At 69.7% G+C, this 19,086-nt stretch carries 10 protein-coding genes; 5 read left to right on the forward strand and 5 right to left on the reverse strand.

Annotated features, from left to right (window positions below; genetic code table 11):
* Positions 1 to 20: 20 nt before the first annotated feature.
* From recD to ACNA0R_RS14845, 5 genes are all read right to left on the reverse strand, one after another.
* Positions 21 to 2,390: an exodeoxyribonuclease V subunit alpha gene (gene recD, locus ACNA0R_RS14825; protein ID WP_415826788.1), complete on the reverse strand. Its 2,370-nt coding sequence runs from the start codon at positions 2,388 to 2,390 to the stop codon at positions 21 to 23.
* Positions 2,390 to 6,412 (reverse strand): exodeoxyribonuclease V subunit beta, encoded by a 4,023-nt coding sequence (gene recB, locus ACNA0R_RS14830; protein ID WP_415826789.1) that lies wholly within the window; start codon positions 6,410 to 6,412, stop codon positions 2,390 to 2,392. The genes recD and recB overlap by 1 nt, the downstream gene beginning before the upstream one ends.
* Positions 6,405 to 10,199: an exodeoxyribonuclease V subunit gamma gene (gene recC, locus ACNA0R_RS14835; RefSeq protein ID WP_415826790.1), complete on the reverse strand. Its 3,795-nt coding sequence runs from the start codon at positions 10,197 to 10,199 to the stop codon at positions 6,405 to 6,407. The genes recB and recC overlap by 8 nt, the downstream gene beginning before the upstream one ends.
* Before the next feature lie 121 nt (positions 10,200 to 10,320).
* A complete protein-coding gene (locus tag ACNA0R_RS14840; RefSeq protein ID WP_415826791.1) occupies positions 10,321 to 11,043 on the reverse strand; it encodes a GntR family transcriptional regulator in 723 nt (240 codons plus the stop codon).
* Positions 11,044 to 11,177: 134 nt separating this feature from the next.
* Positions 11,178 to 12,101 (reverse strand): polysaccharide deacetylase family protein, encoded by a 924-nt coding sequence (locus ACNA0R_RS14845; protein ID WP_415826792.1) that lies wholly within the window; start codon positions 12,099 to 12,101, stop codon positions 11,178 to 11,180.
* Between the two features lie 297 nt (positions 12,102 to 12,398).
* On the opposite strand from ACNA0R_RS14845, the gene ACNA0R_RS14850 reads away from it, so the two are divergent.
* From ACNA0R_RS14850 to ACNA0R_RS14870, 5 genes are read left to right on the forward strand one after another with little or no spacing between them, the layout of a single operon-like run.
* Entirely contained in the window at positions 12,399 to 13,586 is a 1,188-nt protein-coding gene (locus tag ACNA0R_RS14850) for an ABC transporter substrate-binding protein (protein ID WP_415826793.1), read from the forward strand.
* A gap of 28 nt (positions 13,587 to 13,614) precedes the next feature.
* Complete coding sequence (locus tag ACNA0R_RS14855; protein ID WP_415826794.1) at positions 13,615 to 14,493, forward strand: branched-chain amino acid ABC transporter permease; 879 nt, start codon at positions 13,615 to 13,617, stop codon at positions 14,491 to 14,493.
* Positions 14,490 to 17,249, forward strand: a complete 2,760-nt coding sequence (locus tag ACNA0R_RS14860) for a branched-chain amino acid ABC transporter ATP-binding protein/permease (protein ID WP_415826795.1) — start codon at positions 14,490 to 14,492, stop codon at positions 17,247 to 17,249. The genes ACNA0R_RS14855 and ACNA0R_RS14860 overlap by 4 nt, the downstream gene beginning before the upstream one ends.
* 13 nt (positions 17,250 to 17,262) lie before the next feature.
* The gene (locus ACNA0R_RS14865) at positions 17,263 to 17,976 is read left to right on the forward strand and encodes an SDR family oxidoreductase (RefSeq protein ID WP_415826796.1); all 714 of its coding nucleotides are present in this window, start codon (positions 17,263 to 17,265) and stop codon (positions 17,974 to 17,976) included.
* A 49-nt stretch (positions 17,977 to 18,025) separates the two neighbouring features.
* Positions 18,026 to 19,027 carry an isopenicillin N synthase family dioxygenase gene (locus ACNA0R_RS14870; RefSeq protein WP_415826797.1) on the forward strand — a complete coding sequence of 334 codons (1,002 nt, stop codon included), beginning with the start codon at positions 18,026 to 18,028 and terminating at the stop codon, positions 19,025 to 19,027.
* The last annotated feature ends 59 nt before the right edge of the window (positions 19,028 to 19,086 follow it).

A 19,086-nucleotide genomic window follows, 5' to 3' on the forward strand; every position in this document is an offset into this window, starting at 1 on the left:
GCGCGGTGCGTGTCCGGCGGCTAGGCCAGCAGGCCGCTGGCGCGCCGCACCTGCCGGGCGATGCCCTGTTCCAGCACATGGTCGCCACCGGGACTGAGCAAGGTCAGGAAAGCCCGCGCCCGGGTGATGCCGGTGTAAAGCAGTTCGCGGGTCAGGATGGGACTGAGCCGCTCCGGCAGCACTACGGCCGCGTGATCGAACTCCGAACCCTGCGATTTGTGCACCGTCAGCGCGAATACCGTTTCCACGGCCTGCAGGCGGCTGGGCAGCACCCATTTGATGCGTCCGCTGCCGTCCGTCATCGGGAACGCGACGCGCAGCACGGGCGCGGCGTCCGGCGCGGTGGGCAGCGATAGGGTGATGCCGATGTCGCCGTTCATCAGGCCGAGCGCGTAATCATTGCGGGTAACCAGCACCGGCCGGCCGGCGTACCAGCCGTCCGTGGCATCGATCAACCCGTGGTCGTGCAACAGCCGCGTCACGCGGCGGTTCAGGCCCTCCACGCCCCAGTCGCCATGGCGCAGCGTCGTCAGCAGCTGGAAGGCCCCGTGCGCGGCCAGGACCTGCCGGGCCCATGCGTCCAGGTCCTCCTGCCCGGCGCCCGCCGCGGGACGGCGCGCGCGCATGAGGCGCAGGTAGCGGGCGTAGCCATGGGGACCATGGTGATCGTGGTCCACCCGGCCATGGTCCACCCGGCGATCTTTCGTCCGGTGGTGGCCTGCCGTAGCGCTGTCGCCGGCGACGTGGACGTCGTCCGCGATGATGGCGGCGCCCATGGCCTGCTCCAGCTCCGTCTGCGCCTGGCCATTCAGGATCAGGGCGGCGAAATCGCGGTCGCAGTCGCGTCCCGCCAGCCGGGTTACGCCGGCATGCGGCTGGCGCCAGAAGCGCGCCACCTGCTGGCGGTTGCCGGCGTTGATGGCGGCGGCCAGGCGGCCGATGCCGCTATCGGAGGCGAAGCGGTGGCTGTGGCGCAGCATGACGATGGCCTGGTCCAGGGCGGTGCCGCGCGGATCGATGAGCTCGTCGGCGATGCGCTGGCCGCTGACCTGTTCCAGCCAATCGCGCGTGGCGGGCGTGTAGCGGCCGCCACGCGCATCGCGGCATAGGTCGGCCAGTACGGCGCCTGCTTCGACCGACGCCAGCTGGTCCTTGTCGCCCAGCAGGATCAGCCGGCCGCGCGGCGGGAGGGCCTGCAGCAGGGCGGCCATGGTTTCCAGGTCGATCATCGAGGCTTCGTCGACCACCAGGACGTCCAGGACCAGCGGATGGTCGGCATCGTGGCGGAATTTGCGTGACCCGGGCCGGCTGCCCAGCAGGCGGTGCAGCGTCGATACGCTGGTCGGGATGGCCTCGCGCAGCGCGGCGCCCGCCGGCAGGCCGGCCAGCGGCAGGCGCGATACCGCGCCGGCGATGGATTCGCTCAAGCGCGCCGCCGCCTTGCCGGTCGGCGCCGCCAGGCGGATGCGCAGCGGGCGGACGGCGCCGAAACCGGCGGTCGAGGCGGTCCTGTCGGTGGCGTCGGCGGTCGCGCCGGTTGTGGTGGTCGCGTCGTTTGTGGCTTTTGTGGCGGTCGAGGCCGCATTGGGGCTGGTGGCCGCCGTGGCGGCGCCGGTGTCTATCCCTTGCAGCGCCAGCGCCTGCAGGACGGCCAGCAGCTTGACCACCGTGGTGGTCTTGCCCGTGCCGGGGCCGCCGGTGATGATGGTGAAGGCGCTACGCGCCGCCGCCGCGCAGGCGATCTTCTGCCAGTCGGCGTCGGCGGAAAGGCCGCCGCCGGCCGCGGCCGCATCGGCGGGGAACAGGGCATCCAGCATGGCGCGCAGCCCGGCCGGCGGCAGCGCGGCCTGCAGTGCGGGATTGCGCGCCAGGCGTGCGGCGATACCGGCATTGATGTCCTGTTCGTACTGCCAGCAACGCCGCAGATACAGGCGCTGTTCGACCAGCACCAGCGGCGTACCGCCCGGCCCGGCGCCGACCAGGGCGGGCACGTCCAGCGCCGCCCGCCATTGCCCCGGCGAAACCTGCGCCAGCAGCGCCGCGGGCGAACGCAGCGGCACGCCGGAAGCCGGCTGCTCGGCGCCCTCGGGCGGCAGCGCCAGCGTCATCTCCGGATCCGCCAGCGCGGCGTCCAGATCCAGGCAGGCATGGCCGTGAGCCAACTGATGGCTGGCCAGCATCGCCGCCAGGATCGCCAGCGCGGGCGCGTCCGGCACTTCGTCCCACAGGAAACGGGCGAACACCGCATCCAGCGGGCGTATCCAGCGATACGCCACCCATTCGTCCATCAAGGCAAGCAGTTCCCGGCGGCCGGCCAGCGCATCGCCGCGTGAATGCGGCGCATCTCCGGGTTCGGCCGGACGCGAGGGATGATCGGCGGACAGGAACATCAGGCCACCTCCCGCCGCGCCGGCGCGGCGGCGAAGAGTTCGTCCAGCGCATGCACCAGCGCGAAGGGCGGACGCTCGGCGAAGACGCCGCCCAGCGGCGCCCACGTGCCGCGCAGGAACACATACGCCGCGCCGCCGACGTGACGGTCGTAGTCGTAGTCCGGCAGCCGCGCGCGCAGCAGGCGATGCAGGGCGAACAGGTACAGCGCATACTGCAGCTCGTAGCGATGATTCAGTATGGCGTCGCGCATCGCGGCATACGTATAGGCGGCGTCGCCGTCGCCCAGCCGGTTGGACTTGTAGTCCAGCACGTAATAGCGGCCCTCGTGTTCGAAGACGAGGTCGATGAAGCCCTTCAGCATGCCATTGATGCGCGCCGGTTCCAGGGGCGGGCGAGGCGCCTGGTCCAGGGTGTGCGCGCGCACGATCCGATCCAGCCGGGCGACGTCGACGTCATCGGCGCCCAGCCAGAATTCCATTTCCGCGATGTAGTCGCCGACGCCGGCCAGCGCCACCGGCGCCACGGGTCCGTCCGGCATGTCGGGCAGGGCCATGGGCCGCGCGACGGCGTCCAGCAGCCAGGCGGTCAGCGGTTCAGTCCAGGCCGACCAGTTGCGCACCTCGCTGTGGCGGGCGACGGCTACGCGCACGGCCTCGGGCTGGTCCGCGATCGCGGCGAAGCCCTGGGCGGCCGCCCATTCGAGCAGTTCGTGGAAGAAGGTACCGGCCTGCGCGCCCGCCGGAAAGGCATGCAGGGCTCCCGGGGTATCGGCGGCTGTGAGAATCGCCGGTTGCGCGCGGGCCGGGGACCACGGCTGGACGGTGCCCGCGTCGTCGCCGGCATCCGGCGCGGCGTCGGTTTCGGCGGTTTCCAGGAACACGTCCTCGCGCGCGGTCTCCGGTTCGGCTTCGGGCCTGTCGTCGTTGCCGGCCGTGCGCAGGGAGGAATAGCTGGCGATCCACCATGGATCGCGCACGGCGCGGCGCATCATGCGCGCGCCGGTGGCCGTCGCGTCGGCGGCGGCGCGGCGAGCTCGCGCCGGTGGCGTCCCGGCTTGGACTGCGCCGGCTTGGGCGGTGGCGGCTTGAGCGGCATCGGCTTGGGCGGCGCCGGCATCGGCACGGTAGCGGACGTCGCCGGGCGGCGGCGCCTCGGTGACCGCGATATCGGCATGCCCGGCGCGCCAGTCTTCCAGGACCTCGGGCAAGGACTGATCGGCTGGCGCCAGCCCGCGGCCGATCAGATAGCCGATGGCGCTGGCCTCCAGATTGGCGACCGGCGCCACGCCCACCCACGTGGCGTAGCGGGCGCGCGTCAGCGCGACGTACAGCTTGCGCAAATCCTCGCCCAGCCGTTCACTGTCCGCGCGCGCATGGCCGTGGGGATCGGGGGTCAGCGACACTCGCAGGCGGCCGTTTTCATCGTGCCAGGACAGCGGCACGGCATCCGGCCTGACCGGGCGGAAGGCGGCGGCATAGGGCAGGAACACCAGCGGATATTCCAGCCCTTTGGACTTGTGGACCGTGATAACGCGCACCAAGTCGGCATCGCTTTCCAGCCGGATGGTCAGGGCGTCGTTTTCCTCGCCCTGGCTGGCCGCATGCCGCATCTCGGCCAGATGGCGCAGCAGCGCATGCTCGCCGTCCAGCCCCGTGCTGGCCTGCTGCAGCAGTTCGGCGATGTGCAGGATGTCGGTCATCACCCGTTCGCCGTCGCCGCCGGCCGCCCCGGCAGCCGGTGCCAGCAGGCGCGCGGGCACGCCGAAATCATCCAGCAGGCGCCGCAGCATCGGCAGCACACCCTTGTCGCGCCAATAGCGCGCATACCCGCGGAACTGCTGCACGCGCGCTTCCCATTCGAGTTCATCCTGGCCGATGCGGTCCAGGTCCTGCCAGGCCACGCCCAGCGTCGGCGTCGCCAGCGCCGCGCGCAGGGCCCGGGCGTCGTCGGGCTCCGCGCAGGCACGCAGCCAGAATTCGATCTCCCCGGCCTGGGCGCTGGCGAAGACGGATTGCCGCTCCGACAGATAAACGCTGCGCACGCCACGGCGGGACAAGGCCCGCCGCACGGCGCGCGCCTGCCGGCCGGTGTCGACCAGCACGGCGATATCCGCCGGACGCAAGGCCCGCCACTCGTCCGGATGGCGCGCCGCGAAGCCCGCATGCCCCGCCTGGCTCAGATCGAGCAGCCGCGCGATCTCGCCGGCGCAGGCTTCCGCCATCGTTTCCATATACACGCCGGCGCCCATGGCCTTGCCGTCTTCGGCTTGCGCCAGCCACCACATCGTCAGGGCAGGCGTCGCGGCATGCTCCACGACCAGCCGATCGGGCCGGTCGTGGGCCTGCACGGGGATGAAGGGCACGGGATTGCTTTCGCCCTGGCGGAACAGGAAGGCGCCCTCGCCCTGCTCGCGCCGTTCGGCGGCCAGGAAGCAGTGGTTCACCGCATCCACCATGGGCTGGGTTGAACGGAAGTTCCGGCCCAGCACATACAGGCGGCCGTCCACCGCGGCCCGCGCGCGCAGATAGGTGTAGATGTCGGCGCCGCGAAAACCGTAGATCGCCTGCTTGGGATCGCCGATCAGAATCAGGCCGCTGTCCGTGTCGTTCCGCGCCACGCGGTAGACGGCGTCGAAGATGCGGTACTGGACAGGGTCGGTGTCCTGGAACTCGTCGATCAGCGCAACGGGGAACTGCTTGCGCAGCGTTTCGGCCAGCGCAGCGCCGCCCGGGCCCGCCAGCGCGGCATCGAGCTGGTCCAGCAAGGCGTCGAAGCTCATTTGCGCGCGCTGCGCCTGCTCGCGGGCAAAGCGCCGGCTGACCCAGTCGGCGGCATGGCGCAGCACGTCGTCGCGGGCCTCGGGCAGGGCCTGCGTCTGCTGGCGCAATTCCGCCAGCGCGACGAAGGCGGGATGGTCGGGCGGATCGCCCTTCCAGGCTTCGTTCAGGCCGGGCCCCAGGCGCAGCCACGCGGTGTCGGTCAATTGCGGGACGCGCGCATCGGCGTCCTCGCACCAGGCCCGCAGGTTCTCCAGCCACGTTTGGTAGTAGCGGGCCTGGATCTGGCGGCCGTTCACGCGCCTGGCGGCGACGCCGTCGTCGAACAACTGGCGCAACTCCGGCAGCCATGCCCGCCAGGGCTGCTTGAGTTCGCCCAGCAGCGCCTGCCGGCGCCGGCGCGCGGTATGCAGGAGATCGCAGGGCGTGCCCGCGGCGGGTCCGTCGTCGATGGCGCCGGCATTGCCGGCAGCGCTGCCATGGCCGGCACCGCCCATGTGGCCGACATCATGCGCGCGCCGGCGATCGCCCGCGGCCGCGCTGTCCAGGCCGTCGGCCATGGCGATGCCGCCGGGCGCCTTCAGTTCCGGCGCGAAGCGCAGCACGGGCAGAAGCTGCGCCTGCAGATCGTCGGGCCCCGGCCACCAGGCGCGGACCTCCGCCGCGGAAATCGCATCCAGCGGCGCGATATGCGCGCGCCAGTAATCGCGTACCACCTCCGCCATGAGCGGCGCGGTGTTCTGTTCCAGCGTCTGCTGGAACAGGCTGTTGCTGTCGAAGGCATGCTCGCGCAGCATGCGGTTGCACCAGCCGTGGATGGTCGACACGGCGGCCTCGTCCATCCATTCCACGGCCAGCTGGAGCTTGCGCGCGCAGGCCGCCCACGTGTCGGGCGGATAGTCGTCGCGCAAATCGTGCAAGGGATCCTCGCCCGCGGCGCGCGGCGCCACCACCGCCGGATCGACCAGGAAATATGCCGCCGCCTGGGCAAGCCGGGCGCGGATGCGATCGCGCAATTCCTGCGTGGCGGCTTCGGTGAAGGTGACCACGAGAATCTGCGGCGGCATCAAGGGCCGGTCGAAGCCATGCTCGCCGCCATGCCCCAGCACCAGGCGCACGTACAAAGTGGCGATGGTGAAGGTCTTGCCGGTGCCGGCGCTGGCCTCGATCAAGCGGCTGCCGTGCAGCGGAAAGCACAGCACGTCCAGCGGCGTCGGCGCGGCGGTGCGAGCGGACTCAGCCATGCGCGGTCTCCTGGCCATCGGCGGCCGGCTTGTTCTTGTTGCGGTCGGCGTACAGCGAAGCGCGCATGGCGCGCAGCCAGGATTGCGCCAGCGCGAAGAACTCGCCGCTATGGGCCAATGCCTGGAAATCGGGATAGACCGCCTGCAGATAGGGACTATCGTCAACTTCGCCGCGCTGTTCCGCCGCGCCCTCGTAGACCTTGCGCGCGGACTGGGCGGCGGGCGCCGCCAGCAGCGCCGCGATACCGCCGTCGTGCTCGGCGTCCCAGTCGGGCGCCGTATCCACATCGTTGCCGGCATCTGCATCGCCGTCGTCGGCGGCCGCGTGGACCTGCGTCTCCAGGTCCGCCACCGGCGCTTCCGGCGGCGTCGGATGCCGCGTCAGCCATTCGAAGGCGGCCGCCGGCGCCAGCGGCAAGGGCCGCGACATGCCGGCCTGCCATCCACGCAGCCACACCCGCAGCAAACGCATCGCCGCGCGCCGCGGCAAAGGCGGGAAAGTCACATCGCCGGCCTTGCTGACCACCACGGTGGTCACGCCTGCTCCGGCCAGCTGCGCGGCGACATGCGCGACCCAATGGGGCACGACCCGCGTCGCGCGATACTTGCCTTTGGGGATCAGGCTGCTGCTATCCACCAGCAGACGGCAGCGCTGCCCATCGTCATCACGGCGGAAGCCGCCCAGGCTGTCTTCCAGCGCGGGCGCGCCCTCGACGCCGGCCAGCAGCACGGGGAACTCCTGCCGGACCACATGCGGCCAGCGCGCCAGGGCCTTGGCATAACGTTCCGCCATGTCGTCCAGTGGCGCGATCAGGTCTTCCGCCGTCAGCGCGCCGAAAGCGCCGTCCGGCAACATCCCCGCGCGGCCGATGCGGGCCACTTCGGCTTCACGGCTGGCAACGTAATCGCCGCCGGTCTCCAGCGCACGGCATTGCGCGCGGATCAAGGCATCCTGCAACTGCCATTGCTCCAGGGCATCGGGAACGAAGGGTTCGACGTCTTCGGTCGCCGCATCTTCCAGCGTGAAGCTGACCTGCAGGCGCTGCCTGAAAAACGCGTCCACGGGCGCGCGCACGAAGTCGGCCAGCTCGCGCAGCGTCAGCGGCTCTTCGCGCGCCAGGGGCGGCAAGGGCTGGCGCGCGTTCGCCCGGCGGCCGCCGATGTCGCGCCATTCGCGGGCGTAGGTGAAAAAATCCGTGGACCCCGGCGCGGAAAAATACGCGGGACTGAAAGGCTGCAGCCTGTGCTCGGTGGTCAAGGCATCGAGCAGCGCCTCGTCCGGCGCGATCGGCGCGCCCGCTTTGCCCGCGGGACCGGCCAACGCGCCCGGGCCGTGCGCGGCGGCGTCGCCTTCGACACCATTCGCGCCCTGGCGCGCCAGCCGCCAGCCCGTGGCCAGATGATCGCGCAGTTGCCCCACGAGCACGGAAGGCGGCCGCGGCGTGTTGTCGCGCACGCTGCGGCCGACCCATGAGATCAGCAAGCGATCGCGCGCGGACAACAGCGCTTCCAGGAACAGATACCGATCGTCCTCGCGGCGCGAACGGTCCCCGGGGCGATAGTCGTAGGCCATCAGATCGAAATCCATGGGCATGCGGATGCGCGGATACTCGCCGTCGTTCATGCCCAGCAGGCAGACGATGCGGAAGGGGATCGCGCGCATCGGCATCAGCGTGGCGAAGGTCACGGCGCCGCCGAAGAAACGCTGCGACAAGCCGCCTTCATCCAGCCGCGACAGCCAGTGTTCCGCCACCACGGATAGCGGCAACGCTTCCGTCACGCGGCCTTCCGCGCAGATGTCCAGCCATTCGCGCAAGGCCGCATTCAGCTGTTGCACCGTGTAGGCGTCCGTGCTTTCGCCGGGCTCGAAGAAACGCTCCAGCAGCGCGGCCAGCCGTTCGCCCCATACCGTGGGAGGCGCGGGTTCCGAAAGCGCCAGCCAGGCCTGTTCCAGGCTGTCCACGACCTCGATCAAAGGTCCCAGCAACGCTGCGTCCAGCCCGCCGATATCGTCATAGGGCTCGATGCCCTGCCAGTCATCGGCGCGCGCGCCCACGGCATATCCCAGCAGCATGCGCCGCAGGCCGAACAGCCAGGTGTTCTGCGCGGCGGCGCTGCCGCTGGCGGGCAGGCCCAGCGTCTGCCGCTGCGCGTCGTGCAGGCCCCAGCGGATGTTGGCGCCGCGTATCCACGCATGCAGCAACGGCAACTGGTCTTCGGCGATCCGAAAACGATGGCGGACCGCCGGTACTTCCAGCAGGTCCATGAACTCGCTGACCGAGAAACGCGCGTGCGGCAACTGCAGCAGTTGCTCCACGGCGTGCAGCAAGGGATCGGCGTGACGCTTCACGCGGTCGGCGATGGTGTAGGGAATGGCGCGCGGGTCGTCGCGATCGTGCAGTCCGAACACGGCCTGGATGTGCGGGGCATAGGCCTCGATGTCCGGCACCATGACGATGACGTCGCGCGGGCGCAGCGCCGCATCCTGGTCGAAAGCCGCCAGCAGCTGGTCATGCAGGATTTCAACCTCGCGCTGACGGCTGTGCGCGACATGGAAACGGATCGAGGCATCGCGCCGCGGATCCACGGCGGGCCAGCGCTCGCGCGTCTCGCGCAGCGGCCGCAGATCGCGGATGTCGTCCTGCAACTGCCGCAGCAGCGTATCGCCGCCGGCCGACTCGAACAGGTCCAGGCGCCGCGCCGCGCCGCCCAGCGCCGCGGTCATGCGGGCGCGGGCGTCGGCGCTGTCGTGCTCGTCCAGCAACCCGATGAAATCGCGACCCTGCTTGCCCCATGCCGCCAGCAGCGGATGCGCGTGCAGATGCAGTTCGTCCTCGCCTATGCGCTCCGGCCCCCCGGGGCGGCGCCGCTGACGGGCCTGCGCGGCCCGCAGCAGATCCTTGCCTTCGATGATGTCCGCCCAATAGTGTTCGCAGGGGTTGTTCACGCACATCAGCACCTGCGTCCAGCGCGACAGTACCGCCAGGACTTCCAGCGATTGGCGCGGCAAGGTCGAAATGCCGAACACGATCAGCCGCCGCGGCAGGCCCGGCACCGCGGCGTCGTCCGGCAAGGCGTCGGCGCGGCGCAGGAAAGCGCCATGCACCGCCGCGCGGCCGTCCGAAGAAGGCGCGACACCGATGGGCGCGTCCATGGCCTTGACGTCATCCAGCACCGCGCGCCACAGCGCCGCCTGCCAGCGCTGCGAGGCGGGCAGTTCCGTACGCATTCCGCCCAGATCCGCGGCGCCGTCGCGCGGCAAGGTATCGTGGCCGGCCGCCCACGCGGCGAGCCAGTCGGCCCGGTACACCTGGTACTGGTCGAACACATCGGCCAGCCGCTCGGCCAGCTGATAGCGCTTGCGGCAATCCGCGTCGTCGCGCAGAAAGCGGCGCAGCGGCGCGTACACCGGCTGGTCCATCACTTCCGGCAGCAGGCGCAGCAGGCGCCACATCAGGCGCGGCTTGTCGAAAGGCGACGCCTCCGGCACCGCCGCCGCGCCCAGTACGGCGCGATAGGCGCGCCACAGGAAGCGCGACGGCAGCAGGAATTCAAAGGCCGCGGCGATCCCCGCCCCGCCGCCCGACCCATCGCGCGGATCGGCCGCCAGCGCCAGCTTCAGCCATTGCGCGATGCCGCTGCTCTGCACCAGTACCACTTCACGTTCCAGCGGCCCGAGCGGGTGGGCGCGCATCCATCCGACCAGCACGTCGCGCAGCGATTCCGACAGATTGCTGTGGATGACGATCAGGCCGGGTGGCAGGGGTGGCGGCGAAGCGATGGGCACCGGGAAATCTGCATGAATGGATCCAACCCGGAACGATAACTCGGATCCGCCACCGATAGGCTCGTCGGCCTGCCGCCATCCGCCCGGGCGTATGCTTGCGCCCGCCCTTGCGCAAGGGCGATCAACCCAGCCCCAGCATGTCCGCCAGGCTGGCCGACCCGGTTTCCTGCACGATGTTGATATGCGCCTCCAGGTCGCGCAGATGCTGCTCCATCGCGCGTACCGCGGCGGCGGTTTCGCCGCGTTCGATCAGGTCCACGACATGGGCATGCTCGTCATGCTCGCAGGTGGCGTTGCCCGGCGGCTGGTAGATCGCCACCACGAGCGCGCAGCGCGATACGGTTTCCAGCAGATAGCGCTGCAGCAAGGGATTGCGCGACAGCTCGGCCAGCTTGGTATGGAAGGCGCTGGCCAGCAGCGCCCACTGCGCCTGGCCGCTGTGCCGCAAGGCCTGGTGCTCCTGGCGCAGATGCCGGCGCAGCATGGCGTAGTCGGCGCGCGTGGCATGGCGGGCAACCAGCGGGACGATGGCCGCTTCCAGCGCGCGCCTGGCCTCGAACAGCTTGCCCACTTCTTCGGGTGTCGGTACGGCGACCACCGCGCCGCGGTTGGGCCGCAATTCGACGACGTGGTCGCGCGCCAGCCGTTGCAGCACGCGCTGCACCAGCGATCGGCCGACCCCGAACAATTCGCACAATGCCGCTTCCGGCAGCTTGGTGCCGGGCTTCAGGCGCTGGCCCAGGACGCTTTGCAGGACTGCCTGGTAAATGCGCTCTTCGCCGTCGCCGCCGGCCGCCGCCTGCCCCGATACGGCGCGGGCCGCGACGAGGCGATCGGGACGCACTTTCGGGCGGCCTCTCGGCCGGGGTTTGGCGATTGTTTTCTTGGTAGCGGTGGTCATGGCATGACGGGCGGCGGCGCACTGCAAAGCCGTAACTATATGCGCGCCGGCACCGGAGTCCGCCGCGGCGCGCGGGATCAGCGCGGCGCCGGCGCCGCGTCGGCGTCCAGCATATCGACGTGGCGGCATATCGCGCCGGGCGTGGTGATCCAGATATCGCCGTCGTCGCGCGCCCGCGCGATGTGCTCCAGCGCGCGGCGCAGATGCAGCAGGCGATAAGGCTGGCCCACCAGATAGGGATGCAGCGCGATGCCCATGACCAGCGGCTGGCGGACGGACTGCCGCCGCATCTCGTCGAAGTTGTCGATGATCATCCGGGCGAAATCCTTGGCGTCCATCTGGCGCGCGATGATCATCGGGATGTCGTTCAATTCCTGCGGGTACGGGATGGACCAGAAAGGCTGGCCGCCGCGCGTGCGCATGCGCACCGGCTGATCGTCGTGCGCCCAGTTCAGGGTGTAGCGGTAGCCCGTCTCCGCCAGCAGATCGGTCGTGACGCGCGACTCCGCGATCCATGGCGACAGCCAGCCGTCGGCGCGGCCGCCCCATGCGGCGATGCGATCGCGGCAATGTTCCAGCAGCGCGCGCTCCTGGTCCTCGGGAAGCTTGCTTTGATGGTCGGAGTTGGTGTGCCCATGGCCGATCAGTTCATCGCCGCGCCGTACGCAGGCTTCGATCAGGCCGCCGCAATGGTCGAACACCGACGTATTGGCGATGATGCCGGCGGGATAGCCCAGTTCGTCGAACAGCTCCAGGCAGCGCCAGGCGCCCACGCGGTTGCCGTACTCGCGCCATGAATAGTTCAGCACGTCCGGCTCGGCCAGCGCGGCGCCGAGCCGGGCGCCCAGGCCTTCGCCAAAGGCGAAATGCTCGATGTTGAATCCCAGGTAGACCGCCAGCCGCGCCTTGCCGGGCCAGGCGTAGTCCGGCCGCTGGTGGATGGGCGAGTAGTCGAAGCGGTCATGCGTGGCCAGTTTGTCGAAGCGGGAAACCGTAGTCATGGGCAGAACCTCCAGCTCGCGGTGAACGCGCCGCATCACCGGCGATGCGACATGCCGGTGCACCATGCACCGATCGCGCCGCTTTCCGCACCGCATTGACGCATGGTTGCCGCAATGACCGGCCGCGCCAGCGCCGCGGCACGCCGCGACATTATCTCCAATCGCTTATTTTTTGCCGACAAAAATTAAGCGTAATCGACGACAAAAATTTGAACGTGTCGATCGCGCGACACAGCCCGATGTTGGCATGGATGTTGCATTGATTGAAGACGCGTCATCGCCAATCCAGGGGAAACCATGATCCGCTCATCCCGCCGTACGTTCACCGCCCTTACCGCCGCCGTCATGCTGGGCCTGGGATGGCTGCCCGCCGCCCGCGCCGCCGAACCGATCAAGATCGGCCTGGTGGCCGCACTGTCGGGCCAGTCCGCGCTGTCGGGCGAGGCCATCACCCGCGGCCTGCAAACCGCCATCGATGAAATCAACGCGCAGGGCGGCCTGCTGGGCGGCCGTCAACTGGTGCTGGTGCGCCGCGACGACGAATCCAATCCCGCCAAGGGCGTCACCGCCGCGCGCGAACTGATCTACCGCGAGAAAGTCGCGGTGTTCTTCGGCGGCATCGACACCCCGGTGGCGCTGGCCATCGCCCCGCTGGCCAACCAGGCCAAGGTGCCTTTCATGAACCCCTGGGCGGCGGGCACCGCGATCACGCGCAACGGCGCCGATCCCAACTATGTGTTCCGCGTCTCGGCGGTGGATGAACTGGTCGACAAAGGCATGGTGGCCTATGCCCAGAAGACCTTCCAGACGTCCAAATTCGGCCTGTTGATGATCAACAACCCCTGGGGCGAGTCCAACCAGAAGGGCCTGATCGCGGCGCTCAAGGAAAAAGGCATGGCGCCGGTCGGCAGCGAGAAATTCGAAGCCACCGACGTCGATATCGTTCCGCAGCTGACGCGCCTGAAGGCGGCCGGCGCCGATACCATCGTACTGGTGGCCAACGTCGGCCCCGCCGCGCAGGTCGTCAAGTCCATGGACCGCATGGGCTGGAAAGTGCCCGTGGTCTCGCACTGGGGCGTGGCGGGCGGGCGCTTCACCGAACTGGGCGGGCCGAACGCCAGCAACGTCCACTTCGTGCAGACCTACAGCTTCTACGGCAAGCTCTCGCCGGTCGGGGAGCAGGTCGTCAAGGAACTCAAGGCAAAGTATCCCGACATCAAGCAGCCCGGCGACATCACGCCGGCCGTGGGCGTGGCCAATGCCTACGACGGCATGCGCCTGACCGCGCTGGCCATCGCCAAGGCCGGCTCCACCGATGGCGACGCCATCCGCAAGGGCTACTACGCCATCGACTCGTACCAAGGCCTGATCAAGACCTACTCCCATCCCTTCAGCCCGGCACAGCATGATGCCCTGACCGAAAACGACTACGTCTGGGCGCAGTTCATCGACAACCGTATCGTGCCGGTCGGCATGAAGCCCTGATCGATACGCCGCAGGGACGAGAGCCGCGATGCAGCTGATATCGGCGCTAATCACCGGCCTGAGCCTGGGCAGCATGTACGGCGTGGTGGCGCTGGGCTTCACCATGACGTACGCGGTGTCGGGCACGGTGAACTTCGCGCAGGGCAGCTCGGTCATGCTGGGGGCGGTACTGTGCTTTGCCTTTTCGCAGTCGGCCGGCCTGCCGATGTGGCTGGCCGTGCTGCTGGCGCTGGCGGTCTGCGCGGCCTACGGCATGGCGGTGGAAACGCTGGCCGTGCGGCCGTTCGCCAGCCGCGGCTCCAATGCCTGGCTGATGTCGACGGTGGCGCTGGGCATCGTGCTGGATAACCTGGTCATGCATACCTTCGGCAAGGAGCCGCGCAGCCTGCCCTCGCCGCTGGTGGGCCGGCAGATCGAGCTCGGCGGCGTCGGGCTGGGTGTGTATGCGCTGCATCTGGTCATTCCCGCGATCGGCCTGGCCATGGCGGCGGCGCTGCACCTCGTATCGCGACGCACACGCTGGGGCAAGGCGGTGCTGGCGGTGGCGCAGAACCGCGACGCCGCGCGGCTGATGGGCATACCCATCCGGCGCACGATCATCGCCTCGTACGCCCTGTCCACCTGCTTTGCCGGCATCGCCGGCATCCTGATCGCGCCGCTGTTCAATGTCAGCGCGGAGATGGGCACGCTGTTCGGTATCAAGGCTTTCGCGGTTGCCATACTGGGCGGCATAGGCAGCGCCTGGGGCGTCATGGTGGCAGGGCTGCTGTTCGGCATCGCGGAAGCGCTGATAGTCACTTATATCGGCTCCGGCTATACACAGATCATTACCTTCGGCCTGGTCATCGTGCTGCTGGCAATGCGCCCGGACGGGCTGCTCGGGCAAGCGGGAGTGCGCAAGGTATGAAGCGCGCCGCCATCCCCGGCGCCGTGCTGCTCACGGTGCTATGCCTGGTGCTCGCCGCCACGCTGAACAGCTACTACGTGTTCGTACTCGCCAACGTTGCGCTGATCGCCATCGTCGGGATCGGGTTGAACGTGCTGCTCGGCTTGACGGGACAGGTGTCCTTCGGCCACGTCGGTTTCTATGCATTGGGCGCATACACCGTGGCGGTGCTGACCACGCAGGCCGGATGGAGCTTCTGGCCGGCGTGGATCGCCGGCGCGCTGCTTTCCGCCATGGCGGGCGTGCTGCTCGCGCTGCCGGCGTTGCGCGTCAAGGGTCCGTATCTGGCGATGATCACCATCGCATTCAGTTTTATCGTGCAGCACGCGATCGTCGAGATGCCGGCGCTGACGGGCGGACAGAACGGCATCATGGGCATTCCGCCATTGGCGCTGGCGGGATTCGCGCCGGAGCAGGCCGTGGCGATGGTGGCCATCGTCGCGGTGCTGCTATTGCTGGCCGCATATGCGGCGCTGGCGGGCGGCAGTTGGGGCGCCGCCATGCGGGCCATCATGGATAGCGAGACCGCCGCCGAATCCATCGGGCTGAATCCGCTGGTCATCAAGACCGTGGCCTTCGCTTTATCCGCGGCGCTGGCCGGTCTGGCGGGCGGGTTGTTCGCGCCCCTGTCGGGCTTCGTCACGCCGGATACCTTCAGCTTCATGCAGTCGATTCTGTTCGTGCTGGTGGTGGTCATCGGCGGCGCGGGCACGGTGGCCGGGCCGATCGCCGGGGCGGTCATCGTCGGCATTCTGCCGGAGCTGCTGGCGTCGCTGGAGTCTTACCGGCTGCTGTTCTTCGGCGCCTTGCTGCTGGTGGTGCTATGGCTGGCGCCGGAAGGCGTCGTCGGCCTGGCGGGAGGCTGGCTGAGCGCGCGCCGCCGCACCCGTGCCGGGAGCGTTGGGACTATTGAGAAGCCCTGGAATGACGCCGATGCACCGTATGCCATGGCTGCGAACGCGAGCAGCGCTGTCGACGGCGCGGCGATGCTGCAAACACGCGCGCGCCGCGCCCTGCGCGCGCGCGGCCTGGGGATGATCTTTGGCGGCGTGCGGGCGGTCACCGAACTGGACGTGGACGTCGCGCCCGCCCAGGTCACTTCGCTGATCGGCCCCAACGGCGCCGGCAAGACCACCGCGCTGAATATGTTGAGCGGCTTCTACGTTCCCAGCAGCGGCCGCATCATGCTGGACGGCCGCGAACTGCAGGGCCTGCCTGCCTTTCGCATCGCCCGCCACGGCGTCGCCCGCACGTACCAGACATCGCAGCTATTCGGCAGCCTGACCGTACTGCGCAACGTGACGCTGGCGATGGCGCGCGGCCGCCTGGGCGGATTGCTATCGGGCGGCGCGCATGCCGATGCCGCGCAGCGCCGCCAGGCGCGCGCGCTGCTGGCGTTCTGCGGCTATCGCGGCGACCCGGACGCTCCCGCGGCCGGATTGGCGCATGTGGATCGACGCCTGGTGGAGATCGCCCGTGCACTGGCCACGGATCCTGACGTCCTATTGCTGGACGAACCCGCCGCCGGCCTCAGCCGGGAGGACAAGGAAGCGCTGGGCGCGCTGCTGCGGCGCATCGCCGACGCGGGCCCGGGCGTGGTGGTGGTCGAACACGACATGGCGCTGGTGATGGGGATCTCCGACCGGGTGGTCGTACTGGACGCCGGGCGCCGCCTGGCGCTGGGCACGCCCGCGCAGATCCAGGCGGATCCGGCGGTGCGGCAGGCTTATCTGGGCGAGCAGGCCAGCCCCGCCGCCCGGCATCCGGAAACCGACACCCCCGCCGACGGTTCGCCGGCCGGATCGCCTGCCCCCGGAACCGCGGCCAATGGATCGCCCGCCGCCGTAGCGCAAGCCGCCGGATCGCCGGCGCCCACGGCGGCTGCCCGCGCGGGCGGCCACGAGGTACTGGGCATCGGCGAACTGGTCGCCGGCTACGGCGCCGATCCGGTCCTGCACGGCATCGACCTGCAGGTCCGCGAAGGCGAGATGGTCGCGCTGCTGGGCGCCAACGGCGCCGGCAAATCGACCCTGATGCGCACCCTGGCCGGCCTGCATCGCGCCAGCGCGGGCGGCCTGCACTTCGAAGGCCGCCCGCTGAACACGCTGGACGCCGAGGCCATCGTCAGGCTGGGGATCGTGCTGGTACCCGAGGGCCGGCAGGTCTTCCCGGACCTGTCCGTGCTGGACAACATCCGCCTGGGCGCCTTCCTGCATCCGCGCGACAGCGAAGCCCGCGTGCAGGAAATGCTGGACCGCTTCCCGCGCCTGCGCGAGCGCCTGCACCAGCGCGCCGGCCTGCTGTCCGGCGGCGAACAGCAGATGCTGGCCCTGGCGCGCGGCCTGATGGCCCGGCCGCGCCTGCTGCTGCTGGATGAACCATCGCTGGGCCTGGCGCCCAGGATCATCGCCGAACTTTTCGAATCGCTGGATGCGTTGCGCCGCGAACGCATGACGCTGCTGTTGGTGGACCAGATGGCGGGGCTGGCGCTGTCGCTGGCCGATCGCGCCTACGTCATGGAAGGCGGCCGCATCGTCGCGCAGGGCACGGCGGCCGACATCGCCGCCGACGAAATGCTGGCGCGCGCCTACCTCGGCGCGGCGCCGCCGGATCCTGGACCCGTGAGCGCCAGTGCTCCCGCGCGGGCCACGGGCGGCGCGGATACCGCCGAGCCCGCCACGCATCCGCCTGCCAGCGCACCGCCCGCCGGATCATAAGGACACTCCACGCATGAACGACCTTCGAGGCAAACGCATCGCCATACTGGGCGGCAGCACCGGCATCGGCCTGGCCACGGCCGTCCTGGCGGCAGGGGACGGTGCCCACGTCCTGATCGCCGGACGGTCGGCCGACAAACTGGCGGCCGCGCGTACCGCGCATCCGGCAATCGCCGACAGCGCCACGCTGGACCTGACCGACGCGTCGGCGGTGGAACAGTTCTTCGCCGCCCACGATGACTGGGACCACGTCGTCGCCTGCGGTTCGCAGACCCGCACCGGACCGGTTCGCGGCCTGGGCCTGGACGATGCCTACGACGCCATGCAAAGCAAGTTCTGGAGCGCCTATCACGCCGCGCGCTTCTGCCGCATCCGCCCCGGCGGATCGCTGACCCTGGTGTCCGGCGTGTTCAGCATACGTCCCGACCGCAATGCGGTGCTGCAAGGCGCCATCAACGCCGCCCTGGAAGGCTTGATGCGCGGGCTGGCGCTTGAACTCGCGCCCCTGCGCGTCAACGCGATTTCCCCCAGCGTTACCGATACGCCGCTGTGGAACAAGCTGGACGATGCGCAACGCCGGGCAAAGTTCGAGTCCTATGCCGCCCACGTGCCGCTCGGGCACGTCGCCGAACCGGCGGCAGTGGCACGCGCCATTCTGGCCGTGGCGACCAATCCCGCCATCACCGGTTCGACCTTGCGCGTGGACTGCGGCGATGCGATCGCCTGACACCGCCGCCGTCCCCGCCTGGACCCCACCTTCCCCGGAGCCGTCTCCCATGCAGAAGCTTCTCCACGTCCCCGTCATCGACATATCCCGGTTCGCCTCCGGCGCCGCCGCCGACAAGCAGACCATCGCCCGCGCCGTCGACCAGGCCTGCCGCGACATCGGCTTCCTGATCATTTCCGGCCACGGCATCGACCCCGCGCTGATCGAACGCATGCGCGACGTCTCGCGCCGGTTCTTCGATCTGCCCCTGGCGCGCAAGATGGAAGTCGTGCGGCCCGGCATGGACGTCGCGCGCGGCTACATCGGCATGGAAGACGAATCGGTGGGACGGTCGCGCGACGCCACCGCCATGGCGGGCGACCTGAACGAAAGCCTGATGATAGGCCCGGTCGACATGCCCGACCCGGCCTATGCGCATGCGCCCGCGGCCGGCAGGCATTTCGCGCCCAACATCTGGCCGGACGAACCCGCCGATCTGCAAGCGACCTGGACCGAGTACTACCGCGCGATGGGCGACCTGGCGCGCACGCTGATGCGCATCTTCGCGCTGGCGCTGGAGCTGGACGAACACTATTTCGACGACAAAGTGGACCGCCACATCAGCCGCCTGCGCCTGCGCAACTACCCCGCGCAGGACAAGCCGCCGCAACCCGGGCAGATCCGCGCCGGCGCGCATTCGGACTACGGCAGCCTGACCATCCTGGCCACCGAGGACCGGCCTGGCGGTCTGCAGGTGTTCAATGCCGAAGGCCAATGGGTGGACGTGCCCATCGTGCCGGACTGCTTCATCATCAATATCGGCGACCTGCTGGCGCGCTGGACCAACGATCGCTGGGTGTCCACGCTGCACCGCGTGGTGAACCCGCCGCCGGATGCCCAGGCGGAAAGCCGGCGCCAGTCCATCGTGTTCTTCCATAATCCGAACTACGACGCGCGCATCGAGTGCCTGCCGACCTGCGCGCGCGACGGCGTGCCCGCGAAATACCCGCCCACCACGTCGGGCGAACACCTGCGCGCCATGTTCGTGGCCACGCAGAACGCCACGATGTAGGCCGTCCCATCGGAAAATGGCATGGCTATTGCTTATGACCGGATGCCACCACTCCGCAC

It is taken from the genome of Bordetella sputigena, assembly GCF_965137885.1.
Lineage (GTDB): Bacteria > Pseudomonadota > Gammaproteobacteria > Burkholderiales > Burkholderiaceae_B > Bordetella_C > Bordetella_C sputigena.

What these genes read in the sequence shown, in the direction of transcription:
- recD (WP_415826788.1), bottom strand. Translation starts at nt 2,390, where the DNA reads ATGTTCCTGTCCGCCGATCATCCCTCGCGTCCGGCCGAACCCGGAGAT.
- recB (WP_415826789.1), bottom strand. Translation starts at nt 6,412, where the DNA reads ATGGCTGAGTCCGCTCGCACCGCCGCGCCGACGCCGCTGGACGTGCTG.
- ACNA0R_RS14845 (WP_415826792.1), bottom strand. Translation starts at nt 12,101, where the DNA reads ATGACTACGGTTTCCCGCTTCGACAAACTGGCCACGCATGACCGCTTC.
- ACNA0R_RS14850 (WP_415826793.1), top strand. Translation starts at nt 12,399, where the DNA reads ATGATCCGCTCATCCCGCCGTACGTTCACCGCCCTTACCGCCGCCGTC.
- ACNA0R_RS14855 (WP_415826794.1), top strand. Translation starts at nt 13,615, where the DNA reads ATGCAGCTGATATCGGCGCTAATCACCGGCCTGAGCCTGGGCAGCATG.
- ACNA0R_RS14860 (WP_415826795.1), top strand. Translation starts at nt 14,490, where the DNA reads ATGAAGCGCGCCGCCATCCCCGGCGCCGTGCTGCTCACGGTGCTATGC.
- ACNA0R_RS14865 (WP_415826796.1), top strand. Translation starts at nt 17,263, where the DNA reads ATGAACGACCTTCGAGGCAAACGCATCGCCATACTGGGCGGCAGCACC.
- ACNA0R_RS14870 (WP_415826797.1), top strand. Translation starts at nt 18,026, where the DNA reads ATGCAGAAGCTTCTCCACGTCCCCGTCATCGACATATCCCGGTTCGCC.